The sequence below is a fragment of the Corynebacterium alimapuense genome (assembly GCF_003716585.1).
GTDB lineage: Bacteria > Actinomycetota > Actinomycetes > Mycobacteriales > Mycobacteriaceae > Corynebacterium > Corynebacterium alimapuense.
The window spans coordinates 395,729-417,211 of record NZ_PTJO01000003.1; the positions used below are offsets into that span (position 1 = coordinate 395,729).

Sequence of the window (21,483 nt, forward strand, 5' to 3'; positions counted from 1 at the left end):
TCATCGTTGTTCCAAGTTTAGATCGTCGCCCTCAGCCTTTGATGCCCGGCTACGTGCACGGCTACGTAGCACGATTGCTATTACTCCGACGGTAAGAAGACTGAGTAGTACAGCTCCTACAATCCAAGCAGTTTTATCGGTACTAGGCTGTTGATCTAGTTGCGCTGCGGAGACGGTCACTTCCATAGGATCGCCTAGGTTTCCCACTGATTGCAGGAGAGCCTGGCCGCTGAGTTCATACCAACGGTCTTGGTCCTGGTCAAGCCAATTTAGGACTCTATCAAGTTCAGCCGGATCACCCGCTGAGCTAGCGACCAGCAGCATACGGCTGTTTTCCTCATCCCAGAAAGTCTCTATTCCCCCGTATTCAAGTTGATCCAGGTTGATAACATCTTCGCTTCCTTCAACCGTAAGGACTCCATTTTCTGTTTCTACTGGAAGCGATAAATCCGTTGAGGATTCGCCCCCAGCATCAATGAGCACCGCCGGCTGCTGGCTCACTATTGCGTCTTCCCAAGACACCAGCTCGGGACGTAACCGGGTAGTTCCCAACATTTGAACACCATCAATGATGCTCACTGCCCGCTGCACATCAGCGAAGTCCCCTTCAGCTAGCGCAACATTGACAGTAGGAATGAATCCTTGTGGCAGAGAAAGGAATCCTGCGTTTTCTGGTGTATCCGATAGCTCAGTGTTCACCGTGCTTTTAGGATCAATCCACAAACTCAAAGGTTGAGTGACATTGCACTCGACGGTACCGGTGCTGCGAAGTTCAACTTCAAGTTGAGGGAATCGAGAGAATAAATCTTGTGGAATCAACAGAGTATGATTAAACTCTCCGCCTTGATTGAGGGGCAATTGATCAATCACGGTATCTCCGATGTGAAAAATCAGTTGTCCATTCATATCTGCGGGAAGTGGCACATACCCTCCGCTGAGATTTACCTCTAACTCAGTCGGGAATGATCCCATTCTCGACTGATCAAATCCGATGTTTACACTGGTTCTTCCAATTCCCTCTGTCTCTAGGGTGAAGTTACCTAATTCTTCCACCGTCATCGATCTTGGTTCTAACTGCGGAATCTCAGCGTGGGACGCAAGTTCTGCAGAGTTTGTGTTAACTAGCGGTAGTAGCTCGCTACTCAACAGTCGCGCCTGATCAACCAGAGCATTCCCTTGACCACTAATCCGCAAGAACATGCTATCTGCTCCTGGATTTTCTAGCACAACCTCTGAGTCTTCTTGATCACTAATGACAAACTTTCGCTCGAAGGCGTCTGCCGATGCACGAGGACTAGACTCCCCGGCAGCTAAACTGATCAAATCTATCTCGGGGTTCTGAGTACGGTACTGCGCCGACAGCGCTGATGATAGTTCGATAGCTGCTGCTGATTCTGATTCTGATGGTTCCTGCGGTATATAGATACTAATTCGATCTAGCACCGATGGCAGGTACTCCGAAATGACCATGGGTAGCGCTGGCTCTCCAGCGTAGGTCATAGAGAGATTTGTTAGTGTTGCTGGATCATCCCAGTCATCATGACACCAGTTACTGTCCGAGTATTCTAAAGAAGTACGGACTTGTATAGTTGCTTCTTGACCAACGACGTTCAAGTCCAAGATGGGTATCGCAAACTCAGCTAATCCATCGACTATTTCTAATTCTGTGATAGCTAACAGTTGCTCATCTTGATAGATCTTTATATTCCCACCATTATATCCTGAGGGAGCTTGCATTGACCCTGTCAATGTTTCTGGTGTAGTGCCAGAGGGGACGGGAAGAGTTAAGATTGTGGTCGCGGTACGTCCGGCCATTGAGATGTTCTCGTTAAGGCCGAGGGTAGGGAAATCTAATTCTGAGCTCTCCTGCGCGTTTGCCATAGGCATCTGGAAAATACCAACAAGTACTGTTGTTGCTAATGCCATTTTGGATATCGAACGCATAATGCTCCTATCTTATTAGTTTTCCACGTGATAGATAGGAAGAAGTCGATAAACTAGTTCAGGGATATTGTTCTTCATTTCAAGAACTGCTCTAGTTTCCCGTTCGACAATCATAGAGAATCTATCTGAACGAGAAAAACCTGTTCTGGGAACCAACATAGATCCACGCGGCACCACTACGCAGGGGAATGAGAGACGGTCCTCAAGACATCAGGCTTCCTCCCTATCCAGTTATAGTGGTACCTTAACATCGACGCATTCAATATTCTTGCCAACAAAAATTCTTACTTGCAGAAAGCAACCTCTAGGTTACAGCTCAAGAGTATTGGCATCTAGAAGCTAGCGGCAGCCCTATCGGGCTGAAGTGATCGACGCTAGCGAGCGCTTGTGAGAATTCCTGACACCCTGACACTGCAAGCTAAGTGGGCGCGCGGTCAAAGACGGCAGTTCTAAGGCAACACAGACTGATCAATACCAGCGAAATACCCACCACACTATTGGCCATTCGGTCGCTGCCAAAGCAGTAGTTCTATACACGTCTGCAAGGTAGCGGCTGAGATAGCCAAAGGAACACACCAGGCCGCTACCACCGAGGTCGTTGAGATTGGCCGTCCGCAGTGTGCCAGCGCATTGCCGTAATCGTCACTACTGGATATTCGATCCGTTGAGGAACTGCATCTGCTGAGTTGATCAGGATTGACTGGCTGTCGCCTGTTCCCGTTCCAGCACACGGGCACCACTGCGGACACCTAGCGCAGCGATCAATGAGGTCACAAACATCACGGCGGTCATAGCCACTGGCTGCGACATCCCTGCGGCAGCTGCTAGACCGACAATCGGGCTCAGGATGCCGCCAATGAGAAATTGTCCGGAGCCAATAAAGGCAGAAGCAGAGCCCGCAATATCTCCGGCCCTAGAGATCGCCAGGGCTGAGTTATTGGCGTAGTTGATTCCATTGGACGAGACCACCAGGAACAGCCCGACCAGGATGACCCAGCGGTTAGCGTCGACAAGCGCAGCCAAAACCAAGCCAGTGGCCGCCAGCGCCAACACGGTATTTCCCACTTTCACTAGTACCAAGGGGCCAAGCCTGCGAACGATCTTGGCGTTGATCAGCGCGACGATGAACATGCCGGTGGTATTGACTGCGAAGATGATCGAGAACTGCACCGGGGTGAAGCCGTAATATTCCTGCAGAATGAACGGGGAAGCGGCCACGTAGGCGAACATCGTAGAAAAAGAGAAGATGAATCCTACGGCGAAACCCACATAACCAGGATCACGCAGGAGTGAACCCATGTTTTTCAGGATGGGGGCCAGACCCTTTTCTTGACGCTTTTCTGGCGGCAGAGTCTCGGGTACGAGTTTCCACACGCCTAATGCGATAGCGAGGTTGATCACCGCCAGCAACCAAAACACACCTCGCCAACCGACTGAATCCACGATCAGCCCGCCAATGACGGGGCCAATGACCGGGGCGATTCCGCCAAGGAGCATCAACAGGGAAAATACTCGAGCCAATTCTGGGCCTCGAGCTAGGTCGGTAGCCACTGCGCGAGCCAACACCACCGCAGTACCACCAGCTAGGCCCTGAATAAAGCGAGCTGCGAATAGGATCCAGGCGTGCGGGGCCAACGCGGAGGCGATGGTCGCTATAACCAGCAAGATCGTGCCAGCCACGTAGAGGCCACGACGGCCCCTGGTATCAGAGAGTGACCCCACCACCAGCTGCCCAATGGCCATGCCAGCCAGGAAGAAGGTCAAGGTGAGCTGGGCGCCGGATTGACTCAACCCCAGATCTCGGCCCAGTTGTGGCAGGCCAGAGAGGTACATGTTGATCGATAGGGGTGCCACCATCGATGACAATGCCAAGACTCCCAGGACCATGGGAGGAATGAGAGCCTTCGGGGTGCTGGTGGGAACGCTCGCGCTCATAGCTTCTTTCGTTATTGACTCTGGTTTTCAGCAACTAAGATGAGTAACCATAGTCCACATACCTAGTGCGGTATATATTGCCAGCGCTAGGCGTTATCCCGATTGGTGTTGGCGGCAGCCTCAGCCTTTTTGCCTTCCCGAATGTCATCGGCAGTAAAGCGCACAAACACCACCGCGATAACCACCACTAGGGCCGAAAGCCCCGCGCAGATCAACAAAGAATCGGTATATCCCGCAGCCAAAGCCGTGCGTTCCAGACCAGTCAGTGCCTCACGGTTAATCGAGTCGAAACCATCTCCGACGATCGAGCGAGCACGCGCTTCACCAAAAGCTGTCACTGCGGCTAGCCCCAGTGGCCCACCGAGAGTCTGCGATACCAACGCAGTAGCGGTTAGCGGCCCGACATCAGCGGGGGCCACTCCTGCCACCACCGAGAGAGTTAATGGGATCAAGACCATGCCGATACCAAAACCGATCGCCAGGATGCCGATGAGCAATTCAGGCACATAGCCGATGTCCTCCCCCAGCTGGGAGGCATAGACGAATCCGGCGACTAGGATCAATCCACCCGCAGTGATAATCCACCTGGGTTGTGTCCGCTCTGCCAGGGATCCTGCGGCAAATGTCCCCAGACCAAGTGCGAAAGCGAAGGGGATAAACGCTAAGCCAGCCTGCAAAGGGCCATAGCCAACCACTTCTTGGACGAACAACGCCACCTGCACGGTCATCGCCATCATCAGAGCACCGACAAGCAGTAGGCAGATAAATACCGCTGCTCGCGAGCGATTGGCAAACATATGCAGCGGTAGCACCGGGTTGACCGCCGTGCGCTGCGAGTAGAAAAACGCGAGCAACAGCACCACACCGATGACCAGGGCGGCAACCACTACGATATCTGCTCCAGCACCACCACCAGCCAGGCCAAAAACCAACAGTGTCGACGCCGCCGTGGCCAAAATTGCACCTCGGACATCGAGCGCGAGCCGTTCCGTCGGTCCCACCACTGTCAGTGCTTTCAAACCTGCGGCCATAATCGCTAGCCCAATGGGGACGTTGATCAAAAAGATCCAGCGCCAGCTGGCCTCGGTCAGGGCGCCGCCAACGACGAGCCCCATCACCGAACCCAAACCTGACATTGCAGCAAAGACCGTAAAGGCTTGGTTACGAGGTCGACCTGGTGCGAAGGTGACCACGATCAAGGCCATGGCAGTAGGAGAAGCAATGGCCGCACCAATGCCTTGGGCAATTCGGGCCACGATCAGCACTTCAGGAGTGGTGGCCAGACCGCAGGCTAGGGAGGCCAGAGTAAAAATAGCCACGCCGCCAAGGAAGGCCCGACGGCGCCCAAAGACATCACCGATGCGGCCACCCAGCAGCAACAAACCGCCATAGGCCAAAGCGTAGGAGGTCACTACCCACGAACGCATGGCATCGGTTAATCCCAATTCCACCTGAATCCGCGCTAGTGCCAGGTTGACCACTGTGCCATCAAGTACCACCATCAGCTGCAGCGCACACAGCACCATCAACGGCAGGCCAAAGGCAGATCCGGTTACTGGATAGCGGTGTTCACCCGCGTGGGGCATTGGAGCGCTCATAGTCCAGCCACCTCGCCGATGACATAGACAGCCGGGGCTTGAATGTCGTGTTCGGCCATCGTTTGGGCTAGCTCCCCCAGCGGGCAGCGCACTTGGCGCTGACCTTCGGTGGTGCCCTCCTGGATGACGGCCGCAGGGGTCTGCGGGTCTAAATCGGCGTCGATAAGCGCGGCAGTAATCGCGGCAACATTGCGCACCCCCATGATCACCGAGAGCGTCCCACCGGTGCGCGCCAAGGCTGACCAATCGACCAAGGAATTCGGATGTCCAGGCGGTAGATGGCCAGAGACAACCGTGAACGAATGCACCATCCCGCGTTGAGTAATGGGAATATCAACGGCAGCCGGTACCGAGACCGCACTAGTGACCCCAGGCACGACCTCGCAGGAAATGCCCGCGGCGCGGCAATGGGCCAATTCTTCAAAGCCACGGCCGAAGACATAAGGATCCCCGCCTTTGAGCCGGACTACCCGCTTGCCAGCTAGGGCGTGGGCCACAATCAGTTCATTGGTCTTATCTTGAGAGACCTGGCGTTTATAGGGCAGCTTGGAGACATCAATGATCTCTTTGTCTGCCACCTCCACCAGCTTTTCTAGCTGGTCAGTGGGGCCAAGATGGTCAGTGAGGATGACATCCGCGCTTCGGAGGGCATTCATCCCTCGAACCGTGATCAGATCCCAGGCACCTGGCCCGCCCCCCACGAGGGTGACGCCGGGCAGGTCAGAATTCTCGGATGTCTCCGGGCTAGCTGCGCTCATGCTCGACCAGTCTAGGCGGTGCGCGCCATCCCGACGACAGCCGCCTTTGATTAGCCTGGGCACATGGATACCCCGAACCTGTCACATATGTTCGCCGATCAGCTACCGGAGCTGACAGTGCCTTGGCAGGCAGAGTCCGCCCCGTCGCCGCAGCTTTTAGTACTCAATGAGCCGCTCGCCCAGCATCTGGGCTTAGATGTCGATTGGCTGCGCAGCACTGAAGGCCTGGAATTCCTGCTGGGACATAGACTGCCCGAGGATGCGCAGCCGGTGGCGATGGCCTATTCCGGCCATCAATTCGGCCAGTTCTCACCCCGGCTTGGCGACGGTCGCGCTCTCCTACTCGGCGAAATCACCGACGTCGAGGGCCAGCTACACGATCTTCACCTCAAAGGTTCCGGTCCCACTCCCTTCTCCCGCGGGGGCGATGGCCGCGGAGCGGTGGGGCCGATGCTGCGTGAATATCTGCTCAGTGAGGCCATGGCAGCGCTCGGAGTGCCCACGACCAGAGCTTTAGCGGTAGTAACTACCGGCCGGCGAATTCAACGCGGGCAGGTCGTGCCCGGCGCGGTCTTGGTACGAGTGGCTGATAGTCATCTGCGGGTGGGCACGATGCAATATGCGCGCATGCTCGATGGGGACAATGACCTACTGGCTCGGTTGGCCGATCAAGTAATTGATCGCCATTATCCGGAATTGGCGCAGCGCGAAGACAAGTATCTGGCCTTGGCCGGGGCAATTATGGATACCCAGACTGCCACGGTGGCCAGATGGATGCGCTTGGGCTTTGTCCATGGAGTGATGAATACCGATAACACCACCTTGTCGGGGGAAACCATCGACTACGGGCCCTGTGCTTTCCTCGATTCCTATGATCTGGCGGAGGTTTATAGTTCCATTGATCAGCAAGGCCGCTATGCCTTCGGCAATCAGCCTGGGGTGTTGGGATGGAATCTCGCCCGGCTGGCGGAATCAATGCTCCCGCTTTTCCATGAGGATCCCGACCAAGCGCTCAGTATCGCTCAGGATCTACTAGATAGCTTCGATAGTCGCAGCCAAGCAGCCGCTAGCCGTGAGTTGGCCTTTGCCCTAGATGTCCCAGAAGATGCCCGCGAGGTGATCGCCGGCTACCAAGCGCTGCTGGCTGCCCATTCTGGCGGCAACCTTGATCTCACGCGCTTTCAGCGCAGCTTGGTTACTGCTGCGGCAGGAGAAGATACCCAGCTGAAAGAACTGCTCGCAGCGGATACCAAAGACACGGCGGGCACAGAAGAGCAGGTAGATCAGTGGTTAAACAGCTGGTTGACCTACTCCCCCTCAGCCACACGGTTGGGTGGCATTCATCCCAGCTATATCCCGCGCAATCATCTGGTGGAGGAAGCCTTGTCTCTGGCCCAGGAGGGCGATCTCTCAGCCTTCCATCAGCTGCTGGAGGTAGTGACCCACCCTTTCGATGAGCAGCTGAGCCTGACCCGATACGCGCACCCAGCACCGGCAGATTTCGGCCCTTATCGGACCTTCTGTGGCACCTAATCGCCGATGAGGATTCCACGCCGAAGATTGAGGGAGAATCTAGCTTAGAATCAAGCAGTCAGATCTGCCGAGGGTTTCTTGGCGGTGTTTACCTCGTTAGGCAGGAGCCTCGAGCATCATGACCTCTGAGGTGCTGTTGCAAATAGGGATTTCGGATTGCTCTCTATTCGTTAGCATGCAGCACACGATGGGTGGCGGTTCCACCAATTTGGCTCAAAGGGCGAGTTTGCAACAGCATCTTATTTTTTAACCACGCAGTAAAACCTAAGAATCTCTTAACGCACTACAACCATTCAGGTCCGGGATACTGACCGCCTGTAACAATGTAAACAAGTTTCAGGACTGCCAAGACGACCCACATAACAAGTAATGGTGACAAACCTGCAATAATAGCCAGAGCAATAAGCAAGTTGCTACCCGAACGATAGGCGCAAAAACCGGCAACAATTCCTAGAGGGATCGTAATGACGTAATACACCAAGACGCCATCAGGAAAAACGTCTGGAAACAAATACGGGAATGCGATCGTGAAAAGTGATATTGCTATCGACATGACCGCCCATAGCAAAGATCTCTTAGCGCTCTCCATACTTACTCATTCCTCACCTTTTATCGCGGGTAGACCGACTATGAAAACGGATTACACAATGCCGAGTCGAAGTATGTCGCAATCGCAAGCGCCGCAGCGTTTTCACTAAAACCGCTGAAACTATTATTTCTAATACCCGCAATAAATTCCCTATCGCAAGAACAGGAGAAATAACCACGATTGCCATAACAGCGATCGTGCTGTCAACAAAGACTATCAAAAGTGTTGATAGGCGCGCCTGGTCCACTATTTCCAGGACCACACCAATTTCCATACCCCGGCATTGACCGCAACGGAGACAAGCCCCGATGTCTTCTCACACATTATTCATAAATAAACATGATTTACCTGGTGCTGTTGCAAACTCGCCCTTTGAGCCAAATTGGTGGAGCCACCACCCATCGTGCGCTGCATGCTAACGAATAGAGAGCAATCCAAAATCCCTATTTGCAACAGCACCAGAGCAACGATGATCTCCTGGCTGATGGTCGGATGGTCATCATTGGTGCTCTTATTGGGCGAGCTTCTCGACCTCCCGGAGGCCGCCCGTGCGCTCTCCCCGCTGTGGCACATTCCGCTAGTACCTGATGCAGAGGTGGAAGCATCCACCCTGATTATTCTGTCGTTGATAGCCGCAGTTCTGGGAGTCATGGCCGTTGTCGGGTTCGCTCGCCGAGACCTCACGGAAGGCTAAAATGCCTCTTCGAGGAAGACCTGAAAAAGCGCCTCTACCCACACCGTGATGGTGTGGGTAGAGGCGCTTTTAGTAGCTCAGTAAGTCATCAAGTGAAGGTGCGAACTAGCGCTCCAGCTTGAGAGCCTTCTGGCTGTAATCCCACAGCTCGTTGAACATCTTCTCGTCGTTGTGGAGCTTGGAACCATAAGAAGGAACCATCTCCTTGAGCTTCGGAGCCCACTCGATGATGTGGTCGCCGAAGCAACGCTCGAGCAGCTCAATCATGGCTGCCGGGGCGATGGATGCTCCCGGGGAAGCGCCCAGCAGGCCAGCAACCGAGCCATCGATGGAGTTGACCAGTGCGGTACCAAACTCCAAGGAGCCGAAGCGCGGGAAACCGGCTGGCTTGATGACCTGGACGCGCTGACCGGCAATGATGGACTCCCAGTCCTCGCCCTCAGCGGAAGGAACGTACTCGCGCAGGGTTTCCATACGGCCTTCGAAGTTCTTGGTCACTTCTTCAACCAAGTACTTGACCAAGCCGAATTCCTGGGCGCCAACGCCAAGGTAGGAGGGGATGTTGTCCACTCGAATGCCCTTGAAGAAGTCGGTGTACTTGCCACCCTTGAGGAACTTCGGGGTCCAGCCGCCGTAAGGGCCGAACAGCAGGCCCTTCTCACCATCGATGACGCGGGTGTCTAGGTGCGGGACCGACATCGGCGGAGCGCCGACCTTGGCCTTGCCGTAGACCTTGGCAGCATGCTGCTCAATGATCTCTTCGTTGGTACAACGCAGCCACATGCCGGAGACCGGGAAGCCAGCGTAACCGCGAACCTCAGGAACCTTAGCCTTGCGCAGCAGATCCAGTGCGTAGCCGCCGGCGCCGACGAAGACGAACTTGGCCTTGACTACCGAGATGTCACCGGTGTGAACATTCTTGACGGTGATCTTCCACTTGCCGCCATCGCGCTTGAGGTCTTTGACCTCATGGCCATAACGGACCTCAGTGCCGGATGCCTTGGCCGCGGTGAGGAACTGCTTGGTCAAGGAACCGAAGTTAACGTCGGTGCCGATGTCGGTGCCGGAGAAGGCTACCTTCTCTGCAGCGAAGTCGCGGCCCTTAGCCATAACAGGCAGAGTCTCAGCGAACTTCGCATCATCCTCGGAGTACTCCATCCCTGGGAACAGGATGTTCTGAGAGAGTGCTTCGTAGCGGCGACGCAGGTAATCGACCTGCTCATCGCCCTGAGCGAAGGCTAGGTGCGGAACCGGTGAAATGAAATCACGCGGGTCGGCGAGAACGCCATTGTCTACCTGATGGGACCAGAACTGACGAGAGACCTGGAACTTCTCGTTGATGGCAACTGCCTTGGAGAGGTCAATTTCGCCGTTCTTCTCCGGGGTGTAGTTAAGCTCGCACAGTGCCGAGTGGCCGGTACCAGCGTTGTTCCACGGGGACGAAGATTCCTGCGCCGGGCCATCTAGACGCTCGAAAACCATCTGGGACCAGCTGGGCTCCAACTCGCGCAGCATGGCACCAAGGGTGGCGCTCATGATGCCAGCGCCAACGAGGGCAACATCGACCTCGTCAGTAGCCTTAGTGGAGTTCTTGTTGTCGGTGGACACCTTGATTTACCTCATTCATCGTCGAATTGTGGGCCCCGCCAGATTACTGCTCTAACCCGGCGGAAGGAGTGGGAACCACACACGGGCCCATCCTCGGCGGGGTACCTCACCCATTGTCCGGTGCTACTCAACCTTACGCCCTCCCCATAGTGAGGCGGACATTTACACTCAGTTTAGTGTGGCTAGACCACCAAAATCATTCCCCCCGACCTCTCCCCCGACTACTTCTGAGCCTAACTGCCCACTGCCGACTTCAGCTACATTCACAATCCGGCTCTAGAGTGTTGGGCATGAGTAATCCCCATGTGAGCCAGTGGCGTGAAGATATCCTCGGCCCGGATTTCATGAACTGCGAGATCAATTTCGGCCCCGACCCTGAAGGCGAAGGCGAAGCCATCGCGAGTTTGGTCCGCTACCTGCCAGAAGGTGAGCCGACGCCGAAGGACTGGGCGTCGAGACGCGCCATACTCTGGGTACCAGGGATGACCGACTATTTCTTCCATGCTCACCTCGCCCACGATCTGCACGAGGCTGGCTATGCCTTCTACGCGCTTGATCTGAGAAAATGTGGCCGCGCCCGAGTGGGCAACCAGCGTTGGCACTACAGCAACGACTTCCGACACTATTTCCCAGACCTCAACGCAGCCCTAGATATCCTCAGCACCGAACACTCCGGAGTCGTGCCCTTGGCCCATTCCACCGGCGGACTGATCACTGCGCTGTGGGCTGATCATCTGGCTACCAATGATTCGGCACGCCATGACCAACTCGATGGAATCATCCTCAACAGCCCGTGGCTGGACATGATGTATCCCCGCCCACTGGTGGTGATGGGAAAACCAATAGTCAATCTGGCTGGCAAACTATTTCCCCGCCTAGCAATCCCCGGCGGCAACCTCGGTTCCTATGGCAGCTCTCTACACATCAGCCGCCACGGAACCTGGGAGTTCGACACGGTCATGAAGCCCTTAGGCGGTCACCCCAAATATCTCGGCTGGCTGCGGGAAGTTCTGCGTAACCAAGCCAAAGTCCACCGTAATAAAATCGATGTCCGGGTTCCCGTCTTGACCTTGTGCTCTGCACACTCATTGCTGGGCAAGCCTTATTCCGCGGCTGCCGATTCCGCCGACATTGTGCTCGATATTGAGCAGATCAAACGCTGGGCACCGCAGCTAGGCCAAGAAGTCACCGTTCGTTCCATCCAGGGTGCCCGCCACGATGTCTTCCTCTCTACTCCATATCCGCTCGAGGAAGCGATGATGATCACCAGCAACTGGCTCTCTCGACTGTAGGATCGTCGGAGTCCATCCGCTTTAGGTATTTTGAGAACTAGGGAGAACTATCCATGAGCGATTCGGCCGGAACTACCGTCGATCGACATTACGATCTCATCATCATCGGCACCGGCTCGGGCAACTCCATCCCCGGCCCTGAGTTCGACGGCCAATCCATCGCCATCATCGAAAAGGGCACTTTCGGTGGCACCTGTCTCAATGTCGGATGCATCCCGACCAAGATGTATGTCTATGCCGCAGACAAAGCCTACGAGGCCAATCACTCCGAGCGACTCGGTATTGATTCCCAGGTCAATTCGGTTGATTGGAAACAGATCATCCGACGCACTTTCGATAACCGCATCGATCTCATCGCCGCTGGTGGCGAGGCCTACCGCCGTGGTCCGGAGACCCCGAATATCGATGTCTATGATCGCCACGCCACCTTCGTCGGCGAGCGCACCCTACATACCGGCCAGGGAGATGAGGAAAAAATTATCTCCGGCGACCGGATTGTTGTCGCTGCTGGTTCGCGCCCACTAATCCCGAAACGCATTCGCGAATCTGGGGTGAGCTATCACACCAATGAAGACATTATGCGCTTGCCCAAGCAGCCACGATCGATCGTCATCATCGGTGGCGGATTCATCGCCATGGAGTTTGCTCACGTCTTCGACGCACTGGGCACGAAGGTGGATATAGTCTGCCGCTCCCCGCTGATGCGACAGACCGACGCTGATATTTACTCACGAATCAACCAGATTTTCGCCGAGCGTTTCGACGTCCACCTCGGCCGCACCGTCGCACAAGCCAACGACACTGACGACGGGGTAAGCCTCACCCTCGATGATGGCTCCACCATCGAAGCAGATGTCTTGTTGGTGGCTACAGGACGCATCCCCAATGCCGACCAGCTAGATCTCGCAGCAGGTGGCATCGAGATCACTTCCGACGGCCGGCTTTCGGTAGATGAGTTTGGCCGCAGCACCTCCGCGCCTGGGGTGTGGGCGCTAGGAGATATTTCTTCGCCGTTCATGCTCAAGCATGTGGCTAATGCCGAGATGCGAGCAGTGCGCCACAACCTGCTCCATCCGGAGGATATGCGCAAGATGCCGCATGACCACGTGCCTTCTGCGGTATTTACCCATCCGCAGATCGCCTCCGTCGGGCTCACCGAGGAGCAAGCGCGCGAAGCTGGCTACGACATCACCGTGAAGGTACAAAACTACGGTGACGTGGCCTATGGCTGGGCGATGGAAGACACCGAGGGCATCGCAAAGCTCATCGCCGACCGAGCGACCGGTCGACTGCTGGGCGCCCATTATCTTGGCGCACAGGCCTCCACTCTGATCCAACAAATGATCACCGTGATGGCTTTCGACTTGGATGTGCGCGAGGTAGCCAGCAACCAGTACTGGATCCACCCCGCACTTCCAGAACTGACCGAAAACGCCTTGCTGGGTCTGGAGTTCTAGACCTCGTCGGGCAGAGTAAGAATCTCGTTGCCGTCGTCGGTGATAACTAGGGTGTGCTCGAACTGGGCGGTGAACTTATGGTCAGTGTTTTGCACCGTCCAGTCATCATCCCAGATGGTGTAATCCAGCCCACCAAGGTTAATCATCGGCTCGACGGTCAAGGTCATCCCTGGCTCGAGGATGTTGCGGTAGGTGGTGGAATCATAATGCAGAACGATCAAGCCATTATGGAAGGTCGGGCCAACACCATGACCGGTAAAATCGGTCACCACTTGGTAGCCGAAGCGGTGGGCGTAGGACTCAATAACCCGGCCGATAACGTTGATTTCCCGGCCCGGCTTGGCTGCACGGATGCCGCGTAGCGTAGCTTCCTTGGTCCGTTCGACCAGCAGCCGGTGTTCTTCACTGACGTTGCCAGCCAAGAAGGTCGCATTGGTGTCACCGTGGACACCATTTTTGAAAGCAGTGACGTCAATATTGACGATGTCGCCGTCTTCAACCACAGTGCTATCGGGAATGCCATGGCAGACGATTTCATTCAGCGAAATACAAGATGACTTCGGGAAACCTCGGTAGCCCAAGGTAGACGGGTAAGAGCCGTGATCGCACATGTAATCATGCGCAATACGGTCAAGCTCATCGGTGGTCACACCGGGTGCAACGGCGCGGCCGGCCTCAGCGAGCGCATTGGCTGCGATTTTTGAGGCCTCGCGCATGGCTTCGATAACCTCAGGAGTCTGGACGAATGGCTCGCCGATTCCTTCTTGAACATCATTTTTCCACACATATTCGGGACGTTCGATGCTGCCGGGGACAGAACGGATAGGCGACATTTTGCCTGGGGTAAGAGGAGCTCGAGTAACCATAACGGACATGGTAGTCCCCGCTGGAGGTAGCCGTCATGGCCGGGTGAGGTGGCCTGAGGTATCCGTTCGGACCGATTCTCTGGGAGAGAGTGGCCAAGACCTAAGACACCTCCTACACTCGGCGAAATGGTGCCCTCACAGTCGGACTCTCATGGACATCTCGATTCCACACCCCGCGAAGGTGAGGGGGAAGAAGTCGTGCCACAGTCAGATATCACTCCGACTGTGCTGAAGATTGTCGGAGTCTCCTTCGGCGCAGCTGTCTTGGTCGGCGGAGCCACCGCCTTCGGAATCTCCCAGGCAATGCCAGCTCCGCAACAAGAGCAATATTTTGCGCAGGACTCCCCCGAACTAGCGCCTTCTGAAAATGTGGAAGTGATCATCCACAATCCAGCTGGTGTCCTCAGTGCTGAGGATGAAGCCCGGATGCTTCGGGATGCCGACCGGTTGGAGATCCCTGCGGTAGTCACCCAGCTCAACTACCTGGTTTTTGCCGAGAACAACGAAAATGTCAATGACACTGTGGAAGAATTCGCTCGCGATTCCGCTCCCGAACTCATTTCCGACGATGATGAACACTTCAGTGACGGCACCCTGATCGTCGGTGTCGGGTTGGATCCGCGACAATCCTTCGTCTTCGCTGGCGAAGATGTCGCCGATGCTCTGTATCTAAACTCTGGCAGCCATTTGGATGAGGCGGTAACCGCGATTCAGCCTGGAGTAGTCGATGACAATATTCCCGCTGGTCTGTTCGCTGGCGCCAATGCGGCTACCGATACCGAAGCTCTAGCCCAAGATCTTTATGAACAAGACCAGAGCAATCGCACGGCTGCCATTATCGGCGGTTCAGTAGGTGCTGCGGGATTACTCGCAGCCTTGAGCGCTGGTGGTGGCGCCATGCTCCGGGCGGGCCGGAAGAAGGTTCTTACCGCCCGGTATCATCACGATCTCGTATCCAAAGAATATGGTTCATTGGCCCAGCGCCTCGACCAGATCGATATTCGAGCTCATTCTCTGGCCTCACCCTTTGCCGATAACCAGATGCGCCAACAGTGGGAACAGGTGCGCGACCACTTTCTACAGCTGCATGATCACGTCGATGGCTTCAGCCAGCTCAACGAAGCTTCCCCCGATAAAGACTTCCTTGCTGTCTCCACCGAACTAGCCGACGCCGCCGCCGTCACGCAACAGGTCAGCTACGCCGAGGAGAACATCGATAGCCTGTTCAAACTAGAACACGGCGACGAAGCACTTCGCCGAAGCGAACTCGCAGCCTTGCGCGAGGATGTTATCGCCGCCCAGCTAGAGATCGGGAAAGAAGAATCCGAGCTCTCCCGCAGGCTCAAAGACATCGAACACCGCGCCGATGCACTCTCATTGACCGCTGAGCAACCAGAATTTTTGGATCATTTCGTGGTCCTACTCAGTGACTACCGGCTGGCACTTAACCAATTGAAGTCACAGAAATTCTCGGATGTCGAGGCTTCTTCAGAGCTGGCAGCACCGGCTATCTATGAACGCAACTACCGCCCCGGATATGGCTACCACGACTTCGTCCCCTTCTGGGCGTTGAGCACCTGGCATATGAGTAACGTCCAAGCTCATGAAAGCGCGCAGGCGGCATCTTCGACTAATACATCCTTTAGCTCTGGGTTCTCAGGTGCCGGTGGGTCCTCGAGCTTCTAGCTCTAGATCTGGCCGGACTCTGCTCGGATGGTATCGAGATTGGTGAAGAACCGGTCGGTGATAGCCACCGAGGTTTCCGAGCCACCGCCAAGTACCACCAAGGTGGCAAAGGCAATGTCATCGTCACGGTAGCCCGCGAACCACGCGTGCGAGCCATCAGCAATCTCAGCCTCACCGGTCTTGCCATAGATTTCCCCGCCTGCGGCCATCCCGCGAGCAGTACCAGAGGTCACCACCGAGCGCATCATCTGTTGTACCTGGCTAATAACGCCTGGGTCCGGAGCCGTGGTCTGCTCGCTGACCTCAGTGTCATGGCCTTCAATGAGTACCGGCACTGGGGTCTGCCCATTGGCAGCAGTGGCGGCCACCAACGCTAGACCGAAGGGGCTTGCCAAGTTGAGGCCCTGACCGTAGCCGGATTCGGTGCGCTCGAGAGGGGTTTTACCCTCGGGGACCGAACCAGTAGTGGTGTTAAGCCCAGGAATAGCGAAGTCGATGCCCAGCCCGAATTGTTTAGCGGTATCTGCGAGCTCTCCAGGGGCAAGTTGGGTGCTGATATCGGCGAAGGTGGTGTTACAGGATGCGGCAAATGCTTGCTCAAGTGGAACGTTGCCGAGCGAAAAGCCGTTGTAGTTGACCACTTGGCGGCCATAGATATTCATCGAGCCCGGGCAGCCAACGATGGAATCGGTGGTCAGACCTTCATCCTCGATACCTGCGGCGGCAGTGATGATCTTAAACACCGAGCCTGGTGGGTATTGACCGGTCAGTGCGAGGTCTCCCTCAGCATCGGCTTCTTCGGTTTGAGCCACCGCCAGTACTTGCCCGGTTGAGGGCCGAATAGCCACCAGCATGGCCTGGGCATCTGCCTGTAGATCTACCGCTTCTTGGGCGGCGCGTTGGATGTCATAGTCCAAGCTGACTTGAACGGCTGGGGCTGGGGTGGCCGCGTGGAACTCCACATCGTCAATAAAGGCTCCGTGTTGGTTAACGGTAGCTACCCGCCAGCCGTTGGCACCATCGAGTTCTTCATCGACCAAGGCTTCCACGCGAGACATAATGTCCGGGGCAAAACCGGAATCGACCGAGACCATCGCAGCTTCTTCGTTCACCACCACGCCATCGACTCCCGATAGTGCTTCTAACACTGCCGGGCCTTCGGTGGAATTAACCATAGCCACCGAATAGGTGCCTTCTACCCGGTCAAGTTGCTCCGCTAACTCAGCAGCATCAACTGTTGCTATCGTCTCGTCGCGGTCATGGGCGGCGTTGATCGCCGCTGCCACGCTCGCGGCTACTGGTCGGACATCTTCGATAGCATCTCGGTCAATGAGCACCCGATAGCTGACTCCGGGCTGCAAGATCTCTGCCCCATCGGAGCTAATCACGCTGGCTTTAGTCGCGGGGACCGAGCGCAGTTCGAGATGCTGGTTGGCTCCTAATCCTGGGTGCAGCAAGGTCGGCTGCCAACGAACGGTCCACTGCTCATCAACCTGGGTCAGCGTCATCGAAGAGTCATAGGTAAGCGAACGATCACGCGGCAGCTGCCAGTCCAAGGTGTAATCGACGGTGGCGATATTCTCCCGAACGGTGGACTCCCCCATCGTCACCGTGACCGATTCAGCTTGGAGACCATCAAAGGTGTCATCGATAACACCTTGGGCGGCAGTCGGTGAATCAACCAACTCGGCTAAGGCTTCTTGGTCTCGTTCAGACATCGCCGTGAGAAAATCCTCGGCGACTGGCTCGGCCGATACTGGCTTCGGAGTGCAGGAGACCAACCCGCAGACCAATGCCAACACCGAGACAACCGCCGTTATATTTCTCATGCCGATACCGACCGACTAGCGGGTGACTTTGATTTCGGCCTTGGCGCCCGCGACCTCTTCTAGGCCTTGTTCCTCTGCCAGCCGCATGGCTTCTTCGATGAGGGTTTCAACAATCTGAGACTCAGGCACCGTCTTGATGATCTCGCCCTTGACAAAGATCTGTCCCTTGCCATTACCGGAGGCCACACCAAGGTCAGCGTCTCGCGCTTCACCTGGGCCATTGACCACGCAGCCCATGACTGCCACGCGCAGGGGGAACTCCATGCCTTCGAGACCAGCGGAGACTTCCTCGGCGAGTTTGTAGACATCAACTTGGGCGCGGCCGCAAGAAGGGCAAGACACGATCTCGAGCTTGCGGGGGCGCAGGTTGAGCGACTGCAAGATCTGGTCGCCGACCTTGATTTCCTCGACTGGGTCAGCAGAGAGGGACACGCGGATGGTGTCGCCGATTCCCTCAGCCAACAATGCGCCGAAGGCAACGGAGGACTTGATGGTGCCCTGGAATGCGGGTCCGGCCTCTGTCACACCAAGGTGCAACGGGTAGTCAGACTGAGCGGCTAGCTGCCGGTAGGCCTCGACCATGACGACTGGGTCATTGTGCTTGACCGAGATCTTGATATCTCCGAAACCACAGTCTTCGAACAAGCTAGCTTCCCAAAGAGCTGATTCCACCAGTGCTTCAGGAGTGGCCTTGCCGTATTTCTCCATGATCCGCTTATCCAGCGAACCAGCGTTGACACCGATACGAATCGGGATACCTGCGTCACCGGCGGCCTTGGCTACCTCCTTGACTCGGCCGTCAAACTCCTTAATATTTCCGGGGTTAACGCGCACTGCTGCACAGCCTGCATCAATGGCCGCGAAGATGTACTTAGGCTGGAAGTGAATATCTGCGATGACCGGGATCGGCGACTTCTTCGCGATGATCGGCAGCGCTTCAGCGTCAATGGTTTTCGGGCAAGCAACTCGAACCATGTCGCAACCGGATGCTGTCAGCTGAGCGATCTGCTGCAAGGTGGCATTGATGTCATGGGTCTTAGTGGTAGTCATCGACTGCACCGAGATGGGGAAATCCGATCCCACCCCGACTTTGCCGACCATCAGCTGACGAGTCTTTCGGCGCGGGGCCAAGACCGGCGGCGGGGTGGCCGGGATACCGAGTCCGATGGAGGTCGACACGTTGCACATTCTCCTGACAAATTTAACGGAATAGAGATGACGCCAACTCTAGCACCGCAGCACAGTCCACCGACCTGCCCTGACTACTCTCAGCCGAACAATCGGACCGGGTTCACCACGTCTGCCACGATGACAATCACGCCGATGGTCAGCAGCGTGGCTCCCATCGCATAGGTCACCGGCATCAGCTTCGCGTAATCGGCAGGACCGCCTGGGCCTAGACCGCGCAAGCGTCGGAAGATATCGCGAATCTTCTCATAGAGCACCACCGCGATATGACCGCCATCGAGTGGCGGAAGCGGGATGAGGTTAAACAGCGCTAGGAAGAAGTTCAGCGATGCCAGCATCATCCAGAACACATTCCACAGAGAACGCTCGACCAGTTCACCGCCGAGCCGGGAGGCGCCAACCACGCTCATGGGACCTTCAACATCTCGCTCTCCGCCGAAGATGGCGGAGACCACACCGGGGATCATGGAGGGGAATTGAGCAAGCCCGCGGACGGTCCCATCGAGCACCTGCCAGCTATAGGAAGCAGTAGCGCCAATGCCCTCGATGGGCCCATAACTCTTGATTGCGTCAGGGACGGGGGCATTCGAGACTCCGATTGCGCCAGCTTGGACTTGCTCGCCCTGCCCGTCGAGTCGGGTTACCGATGCCACCGGCACCTCGACGTCGATAATCTGGTTGCCCCGCTCAACGGTCAGGGTGACCACTTCTCCGGGCATGGTCAGCACGGTGTCTCGCAGCTGAGTGAAGCTCTCGGCTTCCTCACCATTGATCGCGAGGATGCGGTCTCCTACATCGATGCCGGCTTCCCCAGCAGGACCTGTGCCGGAGCACTCGGCGAGGGTCTGCGCGTCAATCTGGTCGGAGACGCAAGAAACCTCACCGACGGTGGGAGTGGTATCGGCATCCGGATTAGGGATACCGCTGGTCACGGCAACTCCATAAAGAATGATGAAGCCGACGACCAAGTTCGTGGCGACGCCACCGGAGAGCACAATTACCCGCTGCCACCACGGCTTATTGAACATGGCATGGGGTGCTTCTTCCGGCGTGACCGGGTCTTGGGCGGTCATGCCGGCAATGTCGCAAAAACCACCCACCGGCAGCGCTGCCAACCCGTAGGTGGTGTGGCCTTTCGTTTTCGACCACACGGTCGGCCCGAAACCGATGAAGTAGCGGCGAACTCGCATGCCAAAGGCGCGTGCGGTGAGCATATGCCCCGCCTCATGGAGTGCGATAGTCACCGCTATTCCTAGGGCGAATAAGAACACACCAGACAAGTAGGCTGCCACGTTTCTCCTTATAAATTAAGAAAGCTTATCGACGACCGCGTTGGCCCGAGCCCGCGCTTGCCCTTCCACGGCGAGGACGTCATCGACGGTTGAGGGTACACCTGCGAAGGCATCTGCTCCCTCAACAACCTCCGCCACAATATCTACGATCTGTGGGAAGTGGATTCGGCCCTGCAGAAAAGCGGCCGCAGCTTCCTCATTGGCGGCGTTATAAACAGCCGGGAAACTACCCTTTCGCGAGGCCACCTCACGGGCTAAACGCACGGCGGGGAAAGCGACGTCGTCAAGCGGCTCAAAATGCCAGTCATGCGCATCCCGGAAATCAAGCGCTGGCTGCGCGCCGGGGACACGGTACGGCCAATCTAGGGCGAGGGCGATGGGTAGCTTCATCGACGGCGGAGAAGCCTGAGCAATGGTGCCGCCATCTTTGAACGTCACCATCGAATGAATAATCGACTGTGGATGGACGGTGACCTCGATCCGATCGGCTGGAATATCAAATAATAGGGTCGCCTCGATGAGCTCTAGGCCCTTATTAATCAAGGTCGCCGAATTGAGGGTATTCATCTGTCCCATGGACCAGGTGGGGTGTGCTGCAGCTTGTTCTGGGGTGACCTGCCACATCTGCTCCCGCGTGCGACCGCGGAAAGGCCCGCCGCTGGCAGTCAGGACCAGCCGGTCGACCTCAGCATCAGTTCCGGATCTTAAACACTGCGCCATGGCCGAATGTTCGGAATCGACGGGGACAATTTGTCCCGGCCCAGCCGCTGCAGTGACCAAATCCCCACCAGCTACCAGAGACTCCTTGTTAGCCAAGGCCAAGATGCTGCCTTGGTTGATGGTTGCCAGGGTGGCGGCTAGGCCAAGCGAGCCAACAAGTGCGTTGAGGACAGTATCTGCCTCAACCTCGAGCACCAATCGCTCGGCAGCATCTGGGCCAGCGATGACCTGGCCATCTAACAGGTGAGAGACCTTCTCTGCTGCCTGCGTATTAGCCACTGCCACCTGCCCTGGTGCAAGCCGCAGGGATCTAGCCTGCTGGGCGATCAGATCGGGGTCTGAGCCGCCAGCGGCGATGCCGACGACCAAGAATCGATCTGGGTTATCGGCAATAACCTCTAGGGCTTGAGTGCCGATGGACCCGGTGGAACCAAGGATGAGGATACGTTTAGGAGAACTCACCTAGTGATTATCTCACCACTGGCAAGACAGTC

General features: G+C 56.3%; 16 protein-coding genes. 5 read left to right on the plus strand and 11 right to left on the minus strand.

Features of this window, described 5'->3' with window-relative positions; genetic code table 11:
• The 4 genes from C5L39_RS03215 to cobA form a co-directional block, all read right to left on the minus strand.
• Complete coding sequence (locus C5L39_RS03215; protein WP_126268721.1) at positions 1-1,944, minus strand: hypothetical protein; 1,944 nt, start codon at positions 1,942-1,944, stop codon at positions 1-3.
• A gap of 690 nt (positions 1,945-2,634) precedes the next feature.
• Entirely contained in the window at positions 2,635-3,879 is a 1,245-nt protein-coding gene (locus C5L39_RS03220; RefSeq protein WP_123047437.1) for a multidrug effflux MFS transporter, read from the minus strand.
• 86 nt (positions 3,880-3,965) lie between these two features.
• Positions 3,966-5,477 (minus strand): MFS transporter, encoded by a 1,512-nt coding sequence (locus C5L39_RS03225; protein ID WP_245974860.1) that lies wholly within the window; start codon positions 5,475-5,477, stop codon positions 3,966-3,968.
• The gene (gene cobA / locus C5L39_RS03230; protein ID WP_123047438.1) at positions 5,474-6,235 is read right to left on the minus strand and encodes a uroporphyrinogen-III C-methyltransferase; all 762 of its coding nucleotides are present in this window, start codon (positions 6,233-6,235) and stop codon (positions 5,474-5,476) included. The genes C5L39_RS03225 and cobA overlap by 4 nt, the downstream gene beginning before the upstream one ends.
• A gap of 63 nt (positions 6,236-6,298) precedes the next feature.
• On the opposite strand from cobA, the gene C5L39_RS03235 reads away from it, so the two are divergent.
• Complete coding sequence (locus C5L39_RS03235; protein WP_123047439.1) at positions 6,299-7,768, plus strand: protein adenylyltransferase SelO; 1,470 nt, start codon at positions 6,299-6,301, stop codon at positions 7,766-7,768.
• A gap of 283 nt (positions 7,769-8,051) precedes the next feature.
• Here C5L39_RS03235 and C5L39_RS03240 read toward each other — a convergent pair whose 3' ends face one another.
• A complete protein-coding gene (locus C5L39_RS03240) occupies positions 8,052-8,357 on the minus strand; it encodes a hypothetical protein (RefSeq protein ID WP_123047440.1) in 306 nt (101 codons plus the stop codon).
• A 469-nt stretch (positions 8,358-8,826) separates the two neighbouring features.
• Here C5L39_RS03240 and C5L39_RS03250 point away from each other — a divergent pair, with 469 nt between their 5' ends.
• Positions 8,827-9,051, plus strand: a complete 225-nt coding sequence (locus tag C5L39_RS03250) for a hypothetical protein (RefSeq protein WP_123047441.1) — start codon at positions 8,827-8,829, stop codon at positions 9,049-9,051.
• A 105-nt stretch (positions 9,052-9,156) separates the two neighbouring features.
• Here the strand turns inward: C5L39_RS03250 and mqo are convergent, their stop codons facing one another.
• Positions 9,157-10,659, minus strand: coding sequence for a malate dehydrogenase (quinone) (gene mqo / locus C5L39_RS03255; protein ID WP_123047442.1), 1,503 nt, complete (start codon positions 10,657-10,659; stop codon positions 9,157-9,159).
• 290 nt (positions 10,660-10,949) lie between these two features.
• Between mqo and C5L39_RS03260 the strand changes: the two genes are divergently transcribed.
• Both C5L39_RS03260 and mtr read left to right on the plus strand, forming a co-directional pair.
• The gene (locus C5L39_RS03260) at positions 10,950-11,951 is read left to right on the plus strand and encodes an alpha/beta hydrolase (protein WP_123047443.1); all 1,002 of its coding nucleotides are present in this window, start codon (positions 10,950-10,952) and stop codon (positions 11,949-11,951) included.
• 53 nt (positions 11,952-12,004) lie between these two features.
• The gene (gene mtr / locus C5L39_RS03265; protein WP_123047444.1) at positions 12,005-13,408 is read left to right on the plus strand and encodes a mycothione reductase; all 1,404 of its coding nucleotides are present in this window, start codon (positions 12,005-12,007) and stop codon (positions 13,406-13,408) included.
• Here the strand turns inward: mtr and map are convergent.
• Positions 13,405-14,274 (minus strand): type I methionyl aminopeptidase, encoded by an 870-nt coding sequence (gene map, locus C5L39_RS03270; RefSeq protein ID WP_123047799.1) that lies wholly within the window; start codon positions 14,272-14,274, stop codon positions 13,405-13,407. The two genes, mtr and map, sit on opposite strands and share 4 nt — an antisense overlap.
• 126 nt (positions 14,275-14,400) lie before the next feature.
• Here map and C5L39_RS03275 point away from each other — a divergent pair, with 126 nt between their 5' ends.
• Positions 14,401-15,960, plus strand: a complete 1,560-nt coding sequence (locus C5L39_RS03275) for a DUF5129 domain-containing protein (RefSeq protein WP_245974861.1) — start codon at positions 14,401-14,403, stop codon at positions 15,958-15,960.
• Positions 15,961-15,962: 2 nt separating this feature from the next.
• On the opposite strand, the gene C5L39_RS03280 is transcribed toward C5L39_RS03275, so the two are convergent.
• From C5L39_RS03280 to dxr, 4 genes are all read right to left on the minus strand, one after another.
• Positions 15,963-17,789 carry a penicillin-binding transpeptidase domain-containing protein gene (locus tag C5L39_RS03280; RefSeq protein ID WP_123047445.1) on the minus strand — a complete coding sequence of 609 codons (1,827 nt, stop codon included), beginning with the start codon at positions 17,787-17,789 and terminating at the stop codon, positions 15,963-15,965.
• A gap of 15 nt (positions 17,790-17,804) precedes the next feature.
• Complete coding sequence (ispG, locus tag C5L39_RS03285) at positions 17,805-18,977, minus strand: flavodoxin-dependent (E)-4-hydroxy-3-methylbut-2-enyl-diphosphate synthase (RefSeq protein WP_123047446.1); 1,173 nt, start codon at positions 18,975-18,977, stop codon at positions 17,805-17,807.
• Between the two features lie 80 nt (positions 18,978-19,057).
• Positions 19,058-20,269 carry a M50 family metallopeptidase gene (locus tag C5L39_RS03290; protein WP_123047447.1) on the minus strand — a complete coding sequence of 404 codons (1,212 nt, stop codon included), beginning with the start codon at positions 20,267-20,269 and terminating at the stop codon, positions 19,058-19,060.
• A gap of 15 nt (positions 20,270-20,284) precedes the next feature.
• Complete coding sequence (dxr, locus tag C5L39_RS03295; protein WP_123047448.1) at positions 20,285-21,451, minus strand: 1-deoxy-D-xylulose-5-phosphate reductoisomerase; 1,167 nt, start codon at positions 21,449-21,451, stop codon at positions 20,285-20,287.
• Positions 21,452-21,483 lie beyond the last annotated feature (32 nt).